This is a genomic window from Candidatus Palauibacter irciniicola, assembly GCF_965208695.1.
Classification (GTDB): Bacteria; Gemmatimonadota; Gemmatimonadetes; order Palauibacterales; family Palauibacteraceae; genus Palauibacter; species Palauibacter irciniicola.
On the sequence record NZ_OZ242352.1, the window covers coordinates 1,188,686 to 1,206,793 of the forward strand.

Genomic DNA, 18,108 nt, shown 5'->3' on the forward strand with positions numbered 1-18,108 from the left:
CGTGGGCCGTCCCCGGTTCCGATTCCCGGCGGGAGGGACCCGCCGAGCCACGCGGATCGTCGCGCTCCTCGCGGCGGTTTGCGGCGCCCAGTTGACGATGGGCGCCGACGTGGCCGGTCAGGCATCCGCGGCCTCGGAGCAGCGCACGGTGGCGCGCGCGGAGCGCCTCCGCGCGAGCGGCCGCGCCGCGGAAGCCGCATCCGCCCTGCGCGAGCACCTGGTGCGGGCGCCCGCGTCGCCGGGCGCGCTCGCGCTGCTCGGCGAACTGGCGCTGGAATCGGGTGAGGCGGCCGCCTTCGTGCCCTATGCCGAAGCCGCCGTCGCCGCGGCCCCGGACGAGGAGGTCGCCCGGCTGTGGTGGGTGCGGGGCCTGACCGGTGCGGGGCGGCTTGATTCGGCCCTCGCCGTGAGCGACCGCTGGCTGAAGGAGGCACCCGGACTTTCCGCGGCGCGGCTGGCCCGCGCCGATGCCCAGGTCGCGGCGGGGGACTCCGCGGAGGCGGTGCGCACCCTCGGCGACGCGGCGGACCCCGACGGGGAGCTCCTCACGCGCTTCGCCGACCTCCTTCTCGCCGTCGGTGACCGCGATCGCCTGGCCGCGGCCTGGGTCGGGCTTCTCGCCCTCACGCCGCCGGCGACGGACGAAGTGGAAACGGGCCTTCGCACCGCCGAGGCCGACGGCTCCGGCGTCCGTGCGGCCTCTTTCGAGCGGCTGCGCGCACTTCTGGCCGGCCGGCGGGACGGGGCAGCCCGGGCAGGGGCCATCGTCGCGCTGCGGCTGGGACGCGGGGAGGCCGCCCGGACATTGGCGGAGGCCGCGCCGCCGCCGGACGATCCCGAAGCGGCCGCATTCCTGCGGGAGTACGTGCGCGAAGCGGAGGCGGCGGCGCTGCCCGGGGAGGTCGCATGGTCCGCGCGGCGGCTCGCCGGACTGAGCGCTCGGCCGGCGGACCGTCTGCGCTGGCTCGCGCTCTCGGGCGAACAGGCGCTGGCGGCGGGAGATACCGCGTCGGCGCGTCGGGTGTTCGAGGATCTGATTCGGGAGAGCACTCCGGGCGACGGTCCCCACCAACTGGCGTCGCGCCGCCTGTTCGAACTCCTCGCGGCCCACCCCGCTTCGCTCGCCGAGGCGGCCTCGGTGCTCGACCGGTACGTGAGACAGTATCCGGACTCCGCCGCGGTCGAGGCCGGGTTGCGGGGGGACCTCGCCCTCGGCCACGCCCGAGCGGGCGACCTCGGCGCGGCGGAGGCGCTGGTGACCGACGCGCGGAGCCGGATTCGCATCGCCGCGTCGGGTCGGCTCGACGCCGCGGCGGCCCGGCTGGCGCTGTACGCGGGCCGGCCCGATTCCGCGCGGGAGCGGGCGAGCCGGAGCGTGCGCGAGGTGGAGATCGGGGCGGCGGAACGGACGCGCCGCCTCCGGCTGCTGACGCTGGTGCAGGCGGCGGACACGGCGGAGATCCGCATCGCGGGCGCCGCCGCGCTCGAGCTCCTCACGGCTCCGGAGGCGTTCGATCCCGGTCCGGCACTCCGCGACCTGGCCGGCCGTCCGGCGTCGAGCGGCCGTTCCGTCGTGCTGGGCTTCCTCGCGGACGCGGCCGCCGAAGCCGGCCGGGCCCGCATCGCCGACGCCCTGCGGCGCCGGATCGTCCTCCAGTACCCGGGAAGCCCCGAGGCCCCGGCCGCTCTGCTGGATCTCGCCCGCGCGTCCGGTCCCGCCGATGCCGCTTCGTGGCTGGAACAACTGATCGTGGGGTATCCGCGGAGCGCCCTGGCGCCGGTCGCGCGCCGCATGCTCGCCGAACTCGACGGAGGAGGCCGATGAAGGCCGAGACGAAACGACGCGGCGTTCGGCGCCGCCTCACGCGCCGCCTTCTGCTGGCGGTGCTTGCCTCGCTGGCGGGCGCATCGGGGCTGGATGCTCAGCTTCTCGTCCCCATGGACCGCGAACAGGAGAACCACCTCAAGGCCTACGGATATGCGTTCGGCATCCTCTCCGAGGGTCAGTCCGCGGAGTGGCTCCTGAATTACCGGGCGGGGTCCTTTCTCGTGTCGGACGTACCGTCCAACCGTCGGCGAGCCGCGCTGATGGGCGTGACCGTGGAGACGCTCGACGGTTCCGACGTGGCGAGGATCCGCCGCGAGATCGAGACGCGGAACATGGAAACCGTGCCGCTGGAGAAGGCGCCCACGATTGCGGTCTACACGCCGCCCAACAGCTCCCCGTGGGACGATGCCGTGACGATGGCGCTCGAATACGCCGAGATCCCCTATGAGCGGATCTGGGACCGGGAAGTGCTTTCCGAGGAACTCGAGAACTTCGACTGGCTGCACCTCCACCACGAGGATTTCACGGGGCAGTATTCGAAGTTCTATCTGACCTACGCTTCGGCGGCCTGGCTCCAGGAGGAAGTCGCCCGCAACGAGGCGATCGCCCGCGAACTCGGGTACCCGAACGTCCCGGCCCTGAAGAAGGCCGTCGCGGCCCGGCTCCGGAGCTACATCGAGGGCGGCGGTTTCCTGTTCGCGATGTGCACCGCGACGGAAACTCTGGAGCTGGCCCTCGCCGCGGCGGACACCGACATCGCGGCGTCGTTCGCGGATGGCTCGCCCCCCGACGCCGCGGCGAGCGACAAGCTCCACTGGTCGGAGGCACTCGCCTTCCGCGATGCCGTGCTCGTGACGGACCCCACGCTCAGCGCTTTCAGCGACATCGACGGGCACCAGGTGAACACGCCGTGGAGGGTCGACCTCGGCAGCTTCTCGCTGTTCGAGTTCAGCGCCAAGTTCGATCCCGTTCCCGCGATGCTCACCCAGAACCATCGGCGCGTGCTGCCGGACTTCTACGGCCTCACGACGACGTTCCGGAAGGAACGCCTTCAGCCCGGGGTCACCGTGCTTGCGGAGGAGGATGCGCGCGGACGCGTGAAGTACCTCCACGGGAGCTTCGGCGAGGGCACCTTCACGTACCTCGGGGGACACGACCCGGAAGACCCCCGCCACCTGATCGGCGACGCCCCGACGGATCTGGACCTCCATCGACACTCCGCCGGTTATCGGCTGATCCTCAACAACGTCCTCTTCCCGGCCGCGAAGAAGAAGAAGCTGATCACATGAGGGCTCCGCCCCGGGCGGCCGGCCGGTCCGCCGGCCACGACGCGAGACCCGTCAGGCGCGGGACTTCGGCCGGCAGGTAGATTCGGTGTCCCGTACCGGATACGCGGGCTTCGCCGAGCGGAGACGCGAACGCGAGCGCTTCCAGCGCCGGACGTTGGCGATGGGCCTGCTCGCCTCGGTGCTCCTCCATGTCCTCCTCCTGGTCGCGGCGGGCGGCGTCCGGGTCGAGTCGCTCCCCTTCACGCTCCCCTCCGTCGAGACCGTGCCCGCGCCCGACGCCCTCGTCGTGGTCGAGATTGCGCCCTCCCTGCCGGAGGATCTGCCCGAGGATCCCCGCCCGGAGCCGCTTCCGCCGCCCGAGGAGGAGCCCCCGGAACTCGAGCCCGAGCCGGAGGAGGAAGAGGAGGAAGAAGAGGAAGCGGGGGAAGAAGAAGCGGAGGAGGCGGGAGATCCGATCCCGGGAGCCCCGGGCCTGATCGTGGCGGGCCAGCCGACGCCGCCCGAGGGACCGCGGGGCCGGACCAACGCCTCGCGGCTCCGGCTCCGGTTCAGCGACGCGCGGCTGTGGTTCGACCCGCAGTCTCCCCGTCTCATCGGGGAGAGGCTGGTCCAGTTCGCCCGGGCGGACAGCGCCGTGAGGGCGATCCTGCGCGACTGGCTCGACAGCCTCCAGCTCGAAGAAGATGTGCGGCAACGCGCGCGCGACTGGACGTTCGAGCGCGACGGGAAACGGTGGGGGTTCTCCGAGCAGGGGATCCACCTGGGCGACGTCACCATCCCCATCCCGATCGGGTTCGCTCCAACGGGGCCCCAGAGGCGGGCGTACGAACAGGCGATCCGCGACCTGACGGCCATCCAGATCCAGAACCTTCGGGATGACGTGGAGGCCGCGGCGGCGGAGGCGCGGGCCCGCATGCGCGAGCGCTCCGAGGAGGAGGCCCGCCGCCGGCGCGGTGACACCCTCCGCGTTCGCGGGCCGCCGTAGTGTAGTGTCGCCACGCCGTGCGGTTCCGAACCCGCGGCGGCTCCGTTAGACTGAGCCGCAGCCGGACGCCGGGGGCTCTCCCCGTCGCACCGACGTTTCTCCCGACACCGCGAAACCGCCAGTCAGGAGCCGCCCCTTGGGTGACGCTCAACCATCCACCGAGCTTTCCTCCCGTTACGATCCCGCCGGGCTCGAACAGCCGATGTACGAGCGCTGGGTCGACGCGGGCCTGTTTCACGTTCCGGCCGCCGGGGTCGAACGGCCGTGGGTGATCGTGATCCCCCCGCCCAACGTCACCGCCGCGCTGCACATGGGGCACGGGCTCAACAACACTCTGCAGGACGTCCTCATCCGTCGGCGGCGGATGCAGGGGTACGACGCCCTGTGGGTGCCGGGCACGGATCACGCCGGCATCGCCACGCAGAACGTCGTCGAGCGGCAGTTGCGCGGCGATGGGCTCACCCGCTTCGATCTCGGACGGGACGCGTTCGTCGAGCGCGTCTGGGAATGGGTCGACGAGTACGGGGGACGGATCATCGACCAGCTGCGCACCATCGGGTGTTCCTGCGACTGGGAGCGGACCCGGTTCACGCTCGACGAGGGACTCTCCAACGCGGTGCGCGAGGTGTTCGTCCGTCTCTACGAGAAGGACCTCATCTATCGCGGCCGTTACATCATCAACTGGTGTCCCCGCTGCCGCACCGCGCTCTCGAACGAGGAAGCGGAGCACCGCGACCTGGATGGCAAGCTCTACCGCCTCAGGTACCCTCTGGCGGACGGCGGTCATGTGGAGGTCGCGACGACGCGGCCGGAGACGATGCTCGGCGACACGGGGCTCGCGGTGTCTCCGGATGACGCGCGATACACGGACCTCGTCGGCCGGGAGGCCGAACTGCCGCTGGTCGGACGGCGCCTCCCGATCGTGGCGGACGAGCACGTGGATCCGGAGTTCGGGTCGGGCGTGGTGAAGGTCACGCCCGCACACGACCCGAACGATTTCGAGATCGGGGGGCGCCACGGATTCGAAGCGCTCGATGTGATGACGGATCGGGGGGCGATGAACGACGCCGTCCCGGAGGCCTATCGCGGCCTCGACCGCTTCGAGGCGCGCCGCCGGGTCGTCGCGGACCTCGAAGCGGGTGGCTGGCTGGTGGGGGTGGAGGACCATACCCACGCCGTCGGTCGCTGCTATCGCTGCGACACCGTCGTCGAGCCGCGCCTGAGCCTCCAGTGGTTCGTGCGCATGAAGCCCCTCGCGGAGCCGGGGCTGGCGGCGTACGAGAGCGGGGAACTCCGCTTCCACCCCGCGCGATTCGGTCGCGTGTACCGCAACTGGATGGAGAACATCCGCGACTGGTGCATCAGCCGGCAGCTGTGGTGGGGACACCGGATCCCGGTCTGGTATTGCGACGTCGCCGACTGCGGCGAGCTGGTCGTCTCCACCGAGGACCCGGACGACTGCCCCGCCTGCGGAGGCGAACTGCGCCAGGACGAGGATGTGCTGGATACCTGGTTCAGTTCGTGGCTGTGGCCCTTCTCGACGCTGGGCTGGCCGGAACGCACCGGGGACCTCCGGTCGTTCTATCCCACGGCGACGCTCGTCACGGCGCCCGAGATCCTCTTCTTCTGGGTGGCCCGCATGATCATGGCGGGCTTCGAGTTCATGGGAGAGCTGCCGTTCACGGATGTCCTGTTGAACGGAACGGTCCGGGACCACCTCGGACGCCGCATGTCGAAATCTCTCGGGAACGGCATCGACCCACTGGAAGTTGTTGAATTGTATGGTGCTGATGCCATGCGTTTCACGCTTGTTCGAGGGTCTCCGCTCGGAACGGACATCCAGCTGGACAACGAGAACCTGGAGGCCGCGTTCCGCCCGGGGCGCAACTTCGCGAACAAGATGTGGAACGCGGCACGGTTCGCCCTGCCGCACGCGCGCCGGGACGGAGCCGGGGACGTGCCCGAACCGACGGCGCTCGCGGATCGGTGGATCCGGAGCCGGCTCACGCGGGTAGCGCACGAGATGGACGCCGCATACGAGAGCTATCGTCTCCACGAGGCGGCCGAGGCCGGGCATTCGTTCGTGTGGGGAGATTTCTGCGACTGGTACCTGGAACTGGCGAAGCACCGGCTGACCGCGGGCGGCGGGTCGGCTCGGGAGGTCGGACGTACGCTGACGGTCGTGATGCGCGGCTGGCTGTCGCTCCTCCATCCGATCGTGCCCTTCGTCACGGAGGCGATCGCGGCGAGGTTGCCCGACGCGGACGCCGCGGGATCGCTCGTCACGGGACCGTGGCCGGACTTTCCCCACGACTGGATCGATCCCGATGCGGAAGCGGGAATCGAGGCGCTCCGGGAGTTCGTCGGGGCCGTTCGGACGCTGCGAGGGGAATATGGCGTGGCGCCGGGAACCCGTGTCAGGGTCCGCGTGGCGGGTGCTTCGCCGGCCCTGCTGTCGGCTCTGGCCGAGGAGGAAGGCAGCATCGCGCGCCTGGCCGGGCTGTCGGGGATCGAACGGGTCGCGGAGGGTGCGGGCGCGGCGTCCACGGACGGCGCCGGGGCGCACGCCGTGCTCCGCTCGGGCGGAGAACTCTTCCTCCCGCTGGAAGGGGTCATCGACCTGGAGGCGGAACGCCGGCGCGTCCGCGCGGAACTGGAACGCACGGCGGACCTGCTCGCGCGGAGCCGCGGCAAGCTCGGCAACGCGGGTTTCCTCGGTAACGCACCCGAGGAGGTCATCGCGCGGGAGCGGGAGAAAGTGACGTCGCTGGGAGAACAGCGGACGCGCCTCGAGGAGAAACTCCGATCGCTGCGGGCGGGGGTCTGACGCGCGCCGGGCCCGGAACTTCCGGGCGGGGGCCGGGTGCCCGCGAGCGGCTGGTCGCCCTCGTCGGCGATGGGCGGCTGCTCTCGGCGGCGATGGCCGTCCTCATCATGCTGGGGTGCGCGAGGGAGATGCCTCCGCCGGGTGCGCGGCCCGACGAAGTCCCGCCCTCCATCGTCCGCATCCGTCCCGCGCCGGATTCGACGGTCGTCGACTTCGACGGCGCCCTCGAAATCCGTTTCAGCGAGCCCGTGCGGATACCGAACGGTCTTGCCAGGGAGATGTTCGTCAGCCCGATGGAAACGTACGAGGCACAGACGGGATTCGCCGACCTGCGTCTCCGGCCGGAGGACGGGTGGCGGGACAGCGTCGCCTACTGCTTCACGATTCCGACGGATGGGATCAACGACCTCCTGCGCAACGGGATGGAAGAACCGGTCGAGTTCTGCTTCTCCACGGGAGGGGAGATCCCGGACACCAGCGTCGAGGGAGAAATCATCGACGCACTCACGGGGCAGCCGCTGGAGGAGGCGCGGGTCATCTTCTGGGCCGGAACGGATTCCATCCCGTACGGCGCGATCTCGGACAGCGTCGGAAGGTTCACGGCGCGCGGGTTGCCATCGGGCGAGTATCAGGCCTTCGGGTTCGTCGACCGCAATCGCAACATGATTCCCGATCGCGAGCTGGAGTCCTACGACAGCGCGTCGGTGGCGGCATCGCCGGAGACGCCGACGGAATTAAGGTTTGTCGTCGTGGCGCCGGATACCACGCCGCCGCTGCTGGCTCGCGCGCTTGTCGTGGGAAACGAGACCGTGCAGCTCGAATTCGATGACTACCTCCTCAATCCTCAACCGGAGGCGCCCGGCATCGCGATTCGGGACTCGGCGACGAACGAAACGCTGGAGATCGTGGGCAGCCTCATCGGCTCGGCCGACGAGGTGACGTTCCCGCTCGACTCCGCGGCGCTGGCGGATTCCGTCGCGGCGGCGGACTCTGCGGCCGTAGCCGATTCGGCGGCGGTCGGCGACTCCGCGGCGGTCGAAGCGCCGAGCCCGGATTCCGCCGGTGCCGCGGTCTCCGACTCGACCGGGGAAGAGGATCCCGTGCTTCCGTCGAGGTTCATCACCGTACGGCTCGCGGCGGCGCTCGACTCCGGGACATACCGGGTTTCGGTCACGGGCGTGGTGAACCTGCGCCGTCTCGCGGGAGGCGGCGATACGACCTTTGTGGCCGAGCCGGAACCCCCGTCCGGCGACTCGGCCGCCGCGGCGGACACGGCTGCGGTGGACTCGGCGGCTGCGGTGGCGGACTCGACGGCTGTCGAGGGCGATTCCGTCGCGGTGGAGCAGGATTCGGTGCCGCCGGCACCCGAGACTCTCGACCTCCCGGGAGTCCCGCCGGACACGGCCGGGGCGCCGCCGGACACGGTCGGAGCGCCACCGGACACCGTCGCGGTGCCGCCGGACACGGTCGGAGCGCCGCCGGACACGGCCCGAAGGCGCACATGACGGATCCGCGCCGCCGGCTCCCCTCCATGGACGCGCTTCTCAAGGCGTCCCAGGTCCCCGCCTGGATCGACCGCTATGGCCGCGAAACGGTGAAGGACTCGCTCCGCCGGGCCCTGGACCGCATTCGAGCGGAGGCCGGCCCGGAGGCGTCCGGTCCGGTCGATGTCCTTCGGGCCGCATCACGCGACCTGGAGGCCAGATCCCGGCCCTCCCTGCGGCGGGCGCTGAACGGAACCGGCGTCGTGCTCCACACGAACCTCGGCCGAGCACCGCTCGCCGACGAGGCGGGTCGCGCCCAGGCGGAGGCCGGCGGATACGGGAACGTGGAACTCTCCCTCGCGACGGGCCGGCGCGGCTCGCGATACGACCACTGCGGCGAAGTCGTCTGCGAACTGACGGGTGCGGGCGCGGCGATCATCGCGAACAACAATGCGGCGGCCGTGGCGCTGGTCGTGAACGAGCTGGCGCGGGGCCGCGAGGTGCTCGTGTCGCGCGGAGAACTGGTCGAAATCGGAGGTACGTTCAGGATCCCCGATGTCGTGAAACGGAGCGGCGGCCGGTTGAGGGAGGTCGGCACGACGAACCGGACGAGCGTGTCCGACTACGCCGCCGCCATCGACGAATCGACCGGACTCATCCTGCGGGTCCACCCCTCCAACTACCGGGTCGAAGGCTTTGCGGCCCGCCCTCCTCTCGCGGCGTTGGTGTCCCTCGCGCGGGAGCGGGGCATCCCTCTGGCACACGACCTCGGCTCCGGGTTGCTCGATGCGGAGCTCCTGCCGGGATTCCCGGAGGGGCCGACCGCCCGCGGGTCGCTGGCCGCGGGCGTCGACCTCGCGACCTGGAGCGGCGATAAGCTCCTCGGGGGTCCGCAGGCCGGAATCATCGCGGGCGACGCGGCGTTGATCGGGCGGTTGCGCCGGAATCCCCTGCTGCGGGCGTTCCGGGTGGACAAGACCACGCTCGCCGCCCTCGAAGCCACGCTGATGCTGTACCGCGATCCGGACCTCGCCGTCCGGCGCGTACCGGCCCTGCGGATGCTGCGCGAGCCGGCGGAGGCCGTCGAAGCCCGCGCGGCCGCCGCGCGCCCCGATCCTCCGCGGCGAAGCGGCGCGGGCGTGGACGTGGTCCGGACCGAGGCCATGGTCGGAGGGGGTGCCTTTCCCGGGTTCGCGATTCCTTCGGCGGGCTGGGCCGTGACGGGGATCGATGTCGAGCGGCTGGCGGCGGAGTGCCGCGCCGGCCCGGTCCCGCTCATCGGCCGCATCGAGCGTGCGGCGTTCATCGTGGACGTGCGGACGCTGCCGGGCGAGGAAGCGGCCCGCGCCGCGGAAGTCCTCGCCTCGGCGCTCGACCGCCTCGCCGATGCCTGACGCCGTTCGGATCGCGGTCCTCGCGTCGGGGGGTGGTTCCAACTTCCAGGCGCTCGTCGACCGCTTCCAGCCCGCGGACGTTCCCGATCGCGAGATCGTCGGCGTGATCGCCAGCCGCGAGGGAGCGGGCGTCCTGGAGCGGGCGCGCCGGGCAGGCGTGGCATCGGCGGTCTCACCGCCGTCAGCGACGGGTGACGAGATGGAGATGTTCCTCCGCCGCACGCTTGACGAATGGCGAAGCGACCTCGTGGTCCTGGCCGGCTACATGAAGTTGGTGCCCGAGACCGTCGTGCGGGCCTGGTGGGGGCGGATTCTGAACATCCATCCCGCGCTGCTGCCTTCGTTCGGAGGCCGGGGCATGTACGGCGCCCGCGTGCACCGGGCGGTCATCGAGGCCGGCGTCCGCGTCACCGGAGCGACCGTCCACTTCGTCGACGAGGCGTACGACCGGGGACCGATCCTGTGCCAGTGGCCGGTACCCGTGCTCGCGGGCGATACTCCGGAGTCCGTCGCGGCCCGCGTGCTGACGGTGGAGCACCGGATCCTGCCCGCGGCCGTTGAAGCGCTGGCGTCTGGGGCGGTGCGGCTGGACGCGGACCGTCGGGTCCGCTGGGTTCGCGAGTGGTTCGATACAGAGACGTTCACCAACCGGGAAGGATGAGTGGGGATGCCGACTGCGCTCGTGAGCGTTTCGGACAAGACGGGGATCGAGGAATTCTGTGCGGGCCTGATCGCCAGGGGCTGGGAGATCGCGTCGACGGGAGGGACGATGCGGGCCCTGCGGGAGGCGGGGCTGGAGGTCCGCGGCGTGAGCGACCTGACCGGCCATCCGGAGATGCTCGACGGCCGGGTGAAGACGCTCCACCCGAGGGTGCACGGGGGGATCCTGGCGCGGCGCGAGGTGGCGGACGACCTGGATCAACTCGCCGCGCACGGGATGGTTCCCATCGATCTCGTGGCGGTGAACCTGTACCCCTTCCGCGAGACCGTGGCCGGCGGCGACGTCACGCTTCGGGAAGCGCTGGAGCAGATCGACATCGGCGGTCCGACGATGCTCCGGGCATCGGCGAAGAACCATCCGTCCGTCTGGTCGGTCTGCGATCCGGCCGACTACGGGCGCGTGCTCGAGGCCATCGATGCCGCGGACGCGCCGGAAACGGCGGAGCTGAGGCGGGAGCTGGCGGTGAAGGTGTTCGGGCACACCGCGGCCTACGATGCGGCGATCACGCGCTACCTGACCCGGCCGGACGGTGCGGAGGGTTCGCCCGACCTCCCGGCGGGGGAGACCGTCATCCCGCTCATCCGCGTGCAGCCGCTCCGGTACGGGGAGAACCCGGACCAGCAGGCCGCCTTCTTCCGCGACGGATCCGGTCCGCCGCGGGGGATTCCCGCGCTCACCCAACTCCACGGCCGGGAACTCTCGTTCAACAATATTCTCGACGTGGACGGGGCCCTCACGGCGATCGCGCCCTTCGTGTCCGGGGAACGCGCCGCCTGCGCGATCCTCAAGCACTCGACGCCGTGCGGTCTCGCCGTCGGCGCATCCCCCCTGGAGGCGTACGAGAAGGCGCTCGCGTGCGATCCCGTTTCGGCGTTCGGCTCGGTCATCGCCTTCACGGACCCGCTCACGGAGCCCGTCGCGGAAGCCCTCTCGCGGAACTTCGTGGAGTGCGTCGTAGCGCCGGGCTACTCGGAGGATGCGCTCGGTCTCCTGCGGGCGAAGAAGAACATCCGGATTCTGAAGCCCGAGGCGGGCGCCGCGCTGGATGCGGGCGGCCATCTGCGGGAGGGGGTCGAAGTGCGCGGCGTGCGCGGCGGGGTTCTGATGCAGGCGGCCCCGCGACCGGCACGTGACGTGAATCCGGAGGCGCGCGTCCCCACGGCGCGGGCCCCGAGCGACGCGGAATGGGACGATCTCTCGTTCGCCTGGTCCGCGGTGCAGAGCGTGAAGTCGAACGCGATCCTGCTCGCGCGCGATGGGGCGTCGATCGGGATCGGCGCGGGGCAGATGAGCCGCGTCGACTCGGTGGAGATCTCGATCCGCAAGGCCCGGGCACAGGGGTTCGACGTGGCGGGCGCCGTCCTCGGGTCGGACGCGTTCTTCCCCTTCCGCGACGGCGTCGATGCGGCGGCGGCCGCCGGGGTGACGGCGATCGCGCAGCCGGGCGGATCGAAGCGCGATGCGGAGGTCATCGAGGCCGCGAACGAGCACGGCATGGCGATGGTCTTCACCGGACGGCGGCTCTTCCGGCACTAGCGTCCGCCGTGCGGGCAGCGCCCGCGGCGGGGGAAGGGTTGCGAAACACGCGGCGCCGGAGCGGTTATACTGGAGCATGTAACGCGGCAGGTGAGGCCGCCGGCGAAGGCCGGAGGCCGAACGTAAGGGAGAGTCCAATGGCGAACATCCATATTCCGCCCGGATGGCGGCTCAGGGAGAGCGAAGCGACGCCGGAGTCGGTGTACCTCGACCGGCGGCAGTTCGTGGCCCGCATGGGCGGGGGCGCGGTCCTTGCCGCCGCCTCGCTCGCATGCCGGCCGGGCGGGGCGGCGGAAGCCCAGCAGCGCGGCCCCCTCGACAACATCCCGGACACCCCGACCGCGGATCTCTATCCCGTGGCCGTGAACGATCCGCGCTTCACGCCGGGCGACCGCCACAAGGAAGTTTCGCCCGAGGAGATCGTGGCCACGTACAACAACTTCTACGAGTTCGGCACGGACAAGGACGGGGTGTGGCGCAACGTCGGCCCGTTCGAGGCCCGCCCGTGGGAACTGGAGGTCACGGGCCTCGTCGAGAACCCGGGCGTCTACGATCTCGTGGAACTGGAACGCGCCTTCCCGCTCGAGGAACGGATCTACCGGCACCGCTGCGTGGAGCGGTGGTCCGTCGTCGTGCCCTGGATCGGCTTCCCGCTCGCCCGGCTGCTGGAGCGCGTACAGCCGCGGAACGATGCCCGCTACGTCGGCTTCGTGACCTTCGACCGTCCCGAGCAGGCCTTCGGCCAGAAGACGCAGAGCTGGTACAAGTGGCCCTACTACGAAGGGCTTCGCATGGACGAGGCGATGAACGAACTCTCGTTCGTCGTGACGGGCATGTACGGCCATCCGCTGCAGAAGCAGAACGGCGCGCCGGTCCGCATCCATGTGCCCTGGAAGTACGGGTACAAGAGCCCGAAGAGCATCGTCCGCATCGATGTCACCGACGAGATGCCGATGACCTTCTGGAACGACCTGCAGCCGTCCGAGTACGGCTTCTATTCGAACGTGGACCCGGACGTGCCGCACCCCCGCTGGTCCCAGGCCCAGGAGGAAATCGTCGGCACCGGACAACGGGTTCCGACGCTCCCGTTCAACGGATACGGCGAGTGGGTGGCGGAGCTCTACGGCGGCCGAGTGACGCCGGTCGGAGACGTGCCGCACGCCCGCTGACCCTCCGGCGGGCGGCGCTCCTTGACCCGCCCGCCGTCCTCGGATAGTGTCCCGCGGGCTCCGTCGAGGCGGAGTCGGCCCTGTATTCGAGACTTTCCCCGAAACGCATATAGATAAGCCCTTGAGACGACGCGCGATCGCAGCGCTCGTGCTTTTTCTGGGGGTTCTGATCAGCCAGGGTTGCGGCGGAGAATATCCGCAATCCGCACTGCACCCCAGTTCAGATTCCGCCACGATTCTCGACCGGCTCTTCGACCAGATCTTCTGGTGGGCGGTCGGCGTGTTCGTCGTGGTGGAGGGCATCCTCGTCTACGTCTTCGTGCGCTTTCGCGAGCGCCCGGGCGACACGCGGCCGAAGCAGGTCCATGGCCACCTCCTCCTCGAAGTGGGCTGGACGCTGGCACCGGCGCTCATCCTCGTGGCCATCGCGATTCCGACCATCCGCGCCATCTTCATCATCGACCGGTCGACGCCGGATCCGGAGGCGCTCGTCGTCGAGGTCATCGGCAAGCAGTGGTGGTGGGAATTCCGCTATCCGGAACTCGGGATCGTGACGGCGAACGAGGCGCACGTCCCGCTGGGCCGCACCGTTGACCTCAGGCTCCGCTCCGCCGACGTCCTGCATTCGTTCTGGATTCCGCGCCTGGCCGGAAAGCGGGACCTCGTCCCGGGGATCGAGAACCAGCTCTGGTTCCGGCCGGATTCGGTCGGCGTGTACCACGGGCAGTGCGCGGAGTTCTGCGGCACGGCGCACGCGCTCATGGGAATGCGCCTGATCGTCGACGAACCCGACGACTTCGAGCGCTGGGTCCGGGCGAACGCGGCGCCCGCGTCGACCCCCGGCGACGCGGAGGCGCGGGCGGGGCAGGGCGTGTTCATGGCGAACGCGTGCGTGAGCTGTCACGCGGTGAGGGGGACGCAGGCGACCGGACAGTTCGGACCCGATCTCACGCACTTCGGGAGCCGGCTCACGATCGCTTCGGGCGTGTTGGAGAACACCCCCGCGAACCTGGCGCGCTGGCTGGACTCCACCCAGCACGTGAAGCCCGGGAACCTGATGCCCGAGGTGGAACTGAGCGACGCGCAGGTTCGGCAACTCGTCGCCTACCTCGGGTCGCTCCGCTAGCGCCATGGCCATGACCGGCGGGTATTCCACGGGGATCCGGAGCTGGCTGACGACGGTCGATCACAAGCGGATCGCGATCATGTACTTCGTGGTCGGGTTCGTCTTCCTCCTCATCGCGGGCGTCGAGGGACAGCTCATCCGGCTCCAGCTCGCCGCCCCGGAGCGCAGCTTCCTCGATCCGGACCTGTACAACCAGCTGTTCACGATGCACGGCACGACGATGGTGTTCTTCGCCGGCATGCCCCTCGTCGTCGCCTTCTTCAACTTCGTCGTGCCCCTGCAGATCGGGGCGCGCGACGTCGCCTTCCCGCGCCTGAACGCGTTCTCCTTCTGGGTCTTCCTCTTCGGCGGCCTCTTCCTGTACTCGAGCGTCCCCCTCCGGGTGATGCCGGACGGAGGCTGGTTCGCGTACATGCCGCTGACGAACCCCGAGTATTCGCCGGGTCCGGGCATCGACTTTTACGTCCTCGCCCTCCTGATTTCCGGCGTGGGGTCGATCGCGGGCGGGCTGAACTTCCTCGTCACGATCCTCAACATGAGGGCGCCGGGGATGACGTTCATGCGGATGCCGCTCTTCACCTGGATGGCGCTCATCGTCTCCGCGCTCATCCTGCTCGCCTTCCCGCCCTTCACGGTCGGCCTGATCTTCATGCTCTTCGACCGCAGTTTCGGAACGCACTTCTTCGATGCGGCGGCGGGCGCGGACCCCGTCCTCTGGCAGCACCTGTTCTGGGTCTTCGGGCACCCCGAGGTCTACATCCTCATCCTGCCGGCCTTCGGCATCGTGTCCGACGTGATCCCGACGTTCTCGCGGAAGATCCTGTTCGGGTATCCCGTCGTCGTGTTCTCGGGCGTCCTCATCGCCTTCCTCGGGTTCGGCGTCTGGGTCCACCACATGTTCTCGGTCGGACTCGGGCCGGTGGTGAACGCGGTCTTCGGCGGGGCGACGATGCTCATCGCGATCCCCACCGGGATCAAGATCTTCAACTGGATCGCGACGATGTGGGGAGGTCGTTTACGCTTCCGAACGGCGATGCTCTTCGCGGCCGGGCTCGTGGCGACGTTCACGATCGGCGGGCTGAGCGGCGTCATGCACAGTTCGCCGCCGGCCGACCTGCAGCAGACGGACACGTACTTCGTGGTGGCGCACTTCCACTACGTGCTCATCGGCGGGACCGTGTTCGGCCTCTTCTGCGGCTTCTACTACTGGTTCCCGAAGGCGACGGGGCGGATGCTGCACGAGGGCCTCGGGAAGGCCCACTTCTGGCTCTCCTTCCTCGCGCTGAACGTGACCTTCTTCCCGATGCACTTCTCCGGGCTGCTGGGGATGCCCAGGCGGACCTATACGTACCCGGAGGGTCTGGGTCTGGATGCGTTCAACCTGATCTCGACCATCGGGGCCTTCATCTTCACCCTCTCCTTCGTGCCGCTGGTCTGGAACCTGTGGCGCACGTGGCGGCGCGGGGAGGCGGCGGGACACAACCCGTGGGACGCGTCGACGCTCGAGTGGACGATGGCCTCCCCGCCGCCGCACTACAACTTCGCCGAGATCCCGGTCGTCGACCGGCGGGACCCGCTCTGGCATCCCTACATCGAGCCGGAATCGCGCGGGGAGGGGGATGAGCCCGGGGGCGCCATGCCGCGGCGGCAGCCGGAGGAGCCGCCGGCGCCCGTCGTGATGCCGAATCCGTCGTACTGGCCGCTCGTGCTCGCCGTGGGGATGCTCCTCATGACGATCGGCGGGCTCGGGTCGCTGGGGCTGACGCTCTTCGGCCTGCTCGTGACGGCGGTGGGGCTCTTCGCGTGGGCCTTCGAGCCCGCGTTCGGCGACGAGGCGCACTGATGGAGGGGCCGACCTCGACGGGCATCCCGAACCGCAAGCTCGCGATGTGGACCTTCATCGGGTCCGAATGCATGCTCTTCGGCACCCTGATCGCCACGTACATGATCTATCGCGGCCGGAACCTGGTGCCGCCCTATCCGCACGATCTGCTGAACATCCCGTTCATCACCGTCACGACCTTCGTGCTCCTGATGAGCAGCCTCATGATGGTGCTCGCGCTCGCGGCGGTGCAGAGGAACGATCTGCGGGCGACGAAGCTGTGGCTCGGCCTGACGGCGCTGTTCGGCCTCATCTTCCTCGGCGGCCAGTACTACGAGTTCAGCCACTTCGTCCACGAGGGGCTGCCGCTGTCGCGGAACCTGTTCTCATCGACCTTCTTCGTCCTCACCGGGACGCACGGCGCCCACGTCGCCGGAGGCGTGATCTGGCTGAGCACGCTCCTCGTGAGGACGGTGCAGGGGAAGCTCGACGCCCGCCATGCGGAGACGGTGGAGATCGCCGGACTCTACTGGCACTTCGTGGACATCGTGTGGATTATCCTCTTCACCCTCATCTACCTGCTGGTGTGAGGCACACGTGAGCCATTCCGCCGAATCGCACCCGAGCACGCGCCTCTACGTCGCCGTCGCGGTGATCCTCGCCGCACTGACGGCGCTCGAGGTGATGGTGTTCTACATCGAGGCGCTCGCTCCGGTCCTCATCCCGATCCTGCTCGTGATGATGGCGGCGAAGTTCGCGCTCGTCGCGATGTTCTTCATGCACCTGAAGTCCGATGGCCCCGTCCTCAACGCGATCTTCGCCTGGGGGGCGTTCATTGCCACGGCCATCGTGGTCGCACTGATGGCGATCTACGGCAAGTTCGGCGCCTGACCACCGGACCTGGCGTCGGGGCAGCGGCCGGTATCAGCCTGACGGGGTCGCGGAGAGTGCGTAGAGGAAGAGGTTCACGCCCATCCTGATCGCGGACTCCCGCACCTCGGGCGCGTCCCCGTGCACGCCCTCGTCCTCCCAGCCGTCCCCCAGGTCGGACTCGAAGCTGTAGTAGACCGCGAGGCGGCCATCGAGGAAGATGCCGAACCCCTGGGCGGGATTCCCGTCGTGCTCGTGAATCTTGGGCAGGCCGTCCGGCATCTCGTAGAAGATCCGGTAGATGCTGTGTTCGAGCGGCACCTCGGCGAGCGGCAGGTCCGGGAAGAGGCGGGCGATCTCCCGGCGAAAGGACTCGTCCAGGCCGTAGTTGTCATCCACGTGCAGGAAGCCGCCCCCGTACAGGTAGGCCCGCAGGCGTTCGATCTCGAGCGCGGTGAAGGACATGTTGCCGTGTCCCGTCGCGTACAGGAACGGATGGTCGGCGAGGTCGGGATCCGCGGCGCCCACTTCCGCGGGCCGGTCGGCCACCGGGATCCCGGTCCGGAGCCGGACCTGCTCGAGGAGGTTGTCTAGGCTCGAGGGATTCGCGTACCAGTCGCCCCCCCCGTCGTAGCGCAGGCGCGCGATCGTCGGCGGTTCCATCCGCTCCGACCCGCCGGGCGGCTGGCCGGCGAGGCTCGGACAGGACCCGAGCGCGGCCAGCGCGGCGGCGGCGACCGTGACGAACCCGAGGACCATCTGCGGCGTGCGGTCGCCGCGCCGCTGCGTGGCCCGGCAGTGCGGACAGATTCGCGTCGCGTCCGGCACGTTGCACTTGCAGCGTCGGCAGGGCTTCATTTGCCTGCGTTCATCGTGGCGCCTCGGTGGCGTGGAGCGGCGCGCTCGCCGCACCGTGTCTCACCCGTCTTCCCGCCGATCCGGCCACGGGCGCGGGTCGACGATGGGTACGTAGCTTATCGGTTCGCGCACCCCGTGGCGAAGGCTTAGGATGTGCGCGCGACGGGCCGCTTTCCGGCCTGCCGGACCACGAGGACCT

General features: G+C 70.0%; 14 protein-coding genes. 13 read left to right on the plus strand and 1 reads right to left on the minus strand.

Going from position 1 to position 18,108, the window contains the following annotated elements:
* The first annotated feature begins 1 nt into the window (after nt 1).
* The 13 genes from ACOGI9_RS04935 (at nt 2) to ACOGI9_RS04995 (ending at nt 17,072) form a co-directional block, all read left to right on the plus strand.
* On the plus strand, nt 2–1,825 hold the full coding sequence (locus ACOGI9_RS04935) for a hypothetical protein (protein WP_419858775.1): 1,824 nt from the start codon (nt 2–4) through the stop codon (nt 1,823–1,825).
* Nucleotides 1,822–3,117, plus strand: a complete 1,296-nt coding sequence (locus ACOGI9_RS04940; RefSeq protein WP_419858776.1) for an asparagine synthetase B — start codon at nt 1,822–1,824, stop codon at nt 3,115–3,117. The genes ACOGI9_RS04935 and ACOGI9_RS04940 overlap by 4 nt, the downstream gene beginning before the upstream one ends.
* Nucleotides 3,118–3,202: 85 nt before the next feature.
* Nucleotides 3,203–4,102 carry a hypothetical protein gene (locus tag ACOGI9_RS04945; RefSeq protein WP_419858777.1) on the plus strand — a complete coding sequence of 300 codons (900 nt, stop codon included), beginning with the start codon at nt 3,203–3,205 and terminating at the stop codon, nt 4,100–4,102.
* Nucleotides 4,103–4,238: 136 nt separating this feature from the next.
* On the plus strand, nt 4,239–6,929 hold the full coding sequence (locus tag ACOGI9_RS04950; protein WP_419858778.1) for a valine--tRNA ligase: 2,691 nt from the start codon (nt 4,239–4,241) through the stop codon (nt 6,927–6,929).
* A gap of 92 nt (nt 6,930–7,021) precedes the next feature.
* The gene (locus ACOGI9_RS04955; RefSeq protein WP_419858779.1) at nt 7,022–8,434 is read left to right on the plus strand and encodes an Ig-like domain-containing protein; all 1,413 of its coding nucleotides are present in this window, start codon (nt 7,022–7,024) and stop codon (nt 8,432–8,434) included.
* The gene (selA, locus tag ACOGI9_RS04960; RefSeq protein WP_419858780.1) at nt 8,431–9,807 is read left to right on the plus strand and encodes an L-seryl-tRNA(Sec) selenium transferase; all 1,377 of its coding nucleotides are present in this window, start codon (nt 8,431–8,433) and stop codon (nt 9,805–9,807) included. The genes ACOGI9_RS04955 and selA overlap by 4 nt, the downstream gene beginning before the upstream one ends.
* On the plus strand, nt 9,800–10,468 hold the full coding sequence (gene purN, locus ACOGI9_RS04965) for a phosphoribosylglycinamide formyltransferase (RefSeq protein WP_419858781.1): 669 nt from the start codon (nt 9,800–9,802) through the stop codon (nt 10,466–10,468). The genes selA and purN overlap by 8 nt, the downstream gene beginning before the upstream one ends.
* Nucleotides 10,469–10,474: 6 nt before the next feature.
* Complete coding sequence (gene purH / locus ACOGI9_RS04970) at nt 10,475–12,064, plus strand: bifunctional phosphoribosylaminoimidazolecarboxamide formyltransferase/IMP cyclohydrolase (RefSeq protein ID WP_419858782.1); 1,590 nt, start codon at nt 10,475–10,477, stop codon at nt 12,062–12,064.
* A 137-nt stretch (nt 12,065–12,201) separates the two neighbouring features.
* Nucleotides 12,202–13,233, plus strand: a complete 1,032-nt coding sequence (msrP, locus tag ACOGI9_RS04975; RefSeq protein WP_419858783.1) for a protein-methionine-sulfoxide reductase catalytic subunit MsrP — start codon at nt 12,202–12,204, stop codon at nt 13,231–13,233.
* Between the two features lie 121 nt (nt 13,234–13,354).
* Nucleotides 13,355–14,359 (plus strand): cytochrome c oxidase subunit II, encoded by a 1,005-nt coding sequence (coxB, locus tag ACOGI9_RS04980; protein ID WP_419858784.1) that lies wholly within the window; start codon nt 13,355–13,357, stop codon nt 14,357–14,359.
* 4 nt (nt 14,360–14,363) lie between these two features.
* Entirely contained in the window at nt 14,364–16,202 is a 1,839-nt protein-coding gene (gene ctaD, locus ACOGI9_RS04985) for a cytochrome c oxidase subunit I (RefSeq protein ID WP_419858785.1), read from the plus strand.
* Entirely contained in the window at nt 16,202–16,771 is a 570-nt protein-coding gene (locus tag ACOGI9_RS04990) for a cytochrome c oxidase subunit 3 (RefSeq protein ID WP_419858786.1), read from the plus strand. The genes ctaD and ACOGI9_RS04990 overlap by 1 nt, the downstream gene beginning before the upstream one ends.
* 7 nt (nt 16,772–16,778) lie before the next feature.
* Nucleotides 16,779–17,072: a cytochrome C oxidase subunit IV family protein gene (locus tag ACOGI9_RS04995; protein ID WP_419858787.1), complete on the plus strand. Its 294-nt coding sequence runs from the start codon at nt 16,779–16,781 to the stop codon at nt 17,070–17,072.
* A 33-nt stretch (nt 17,073–17,105) separates the two neighbouring features.
* Here ACOGI9_RS04995 and ACOGI9_RS05000 read toward each other — a convergent pair whose 3' ends face one another.
* Entirely contained in the window at nt 17,106–17,909 is an 804-nt protein-coding gene (locus tag ACOGI9_RS05000) for a DUF4159 domain-containing protein (RefSeq protein WP_419858788.1), read from the minus strand.
* Nucleotides 17,910–18,108 lie beyond the last annotated feature (199 nt).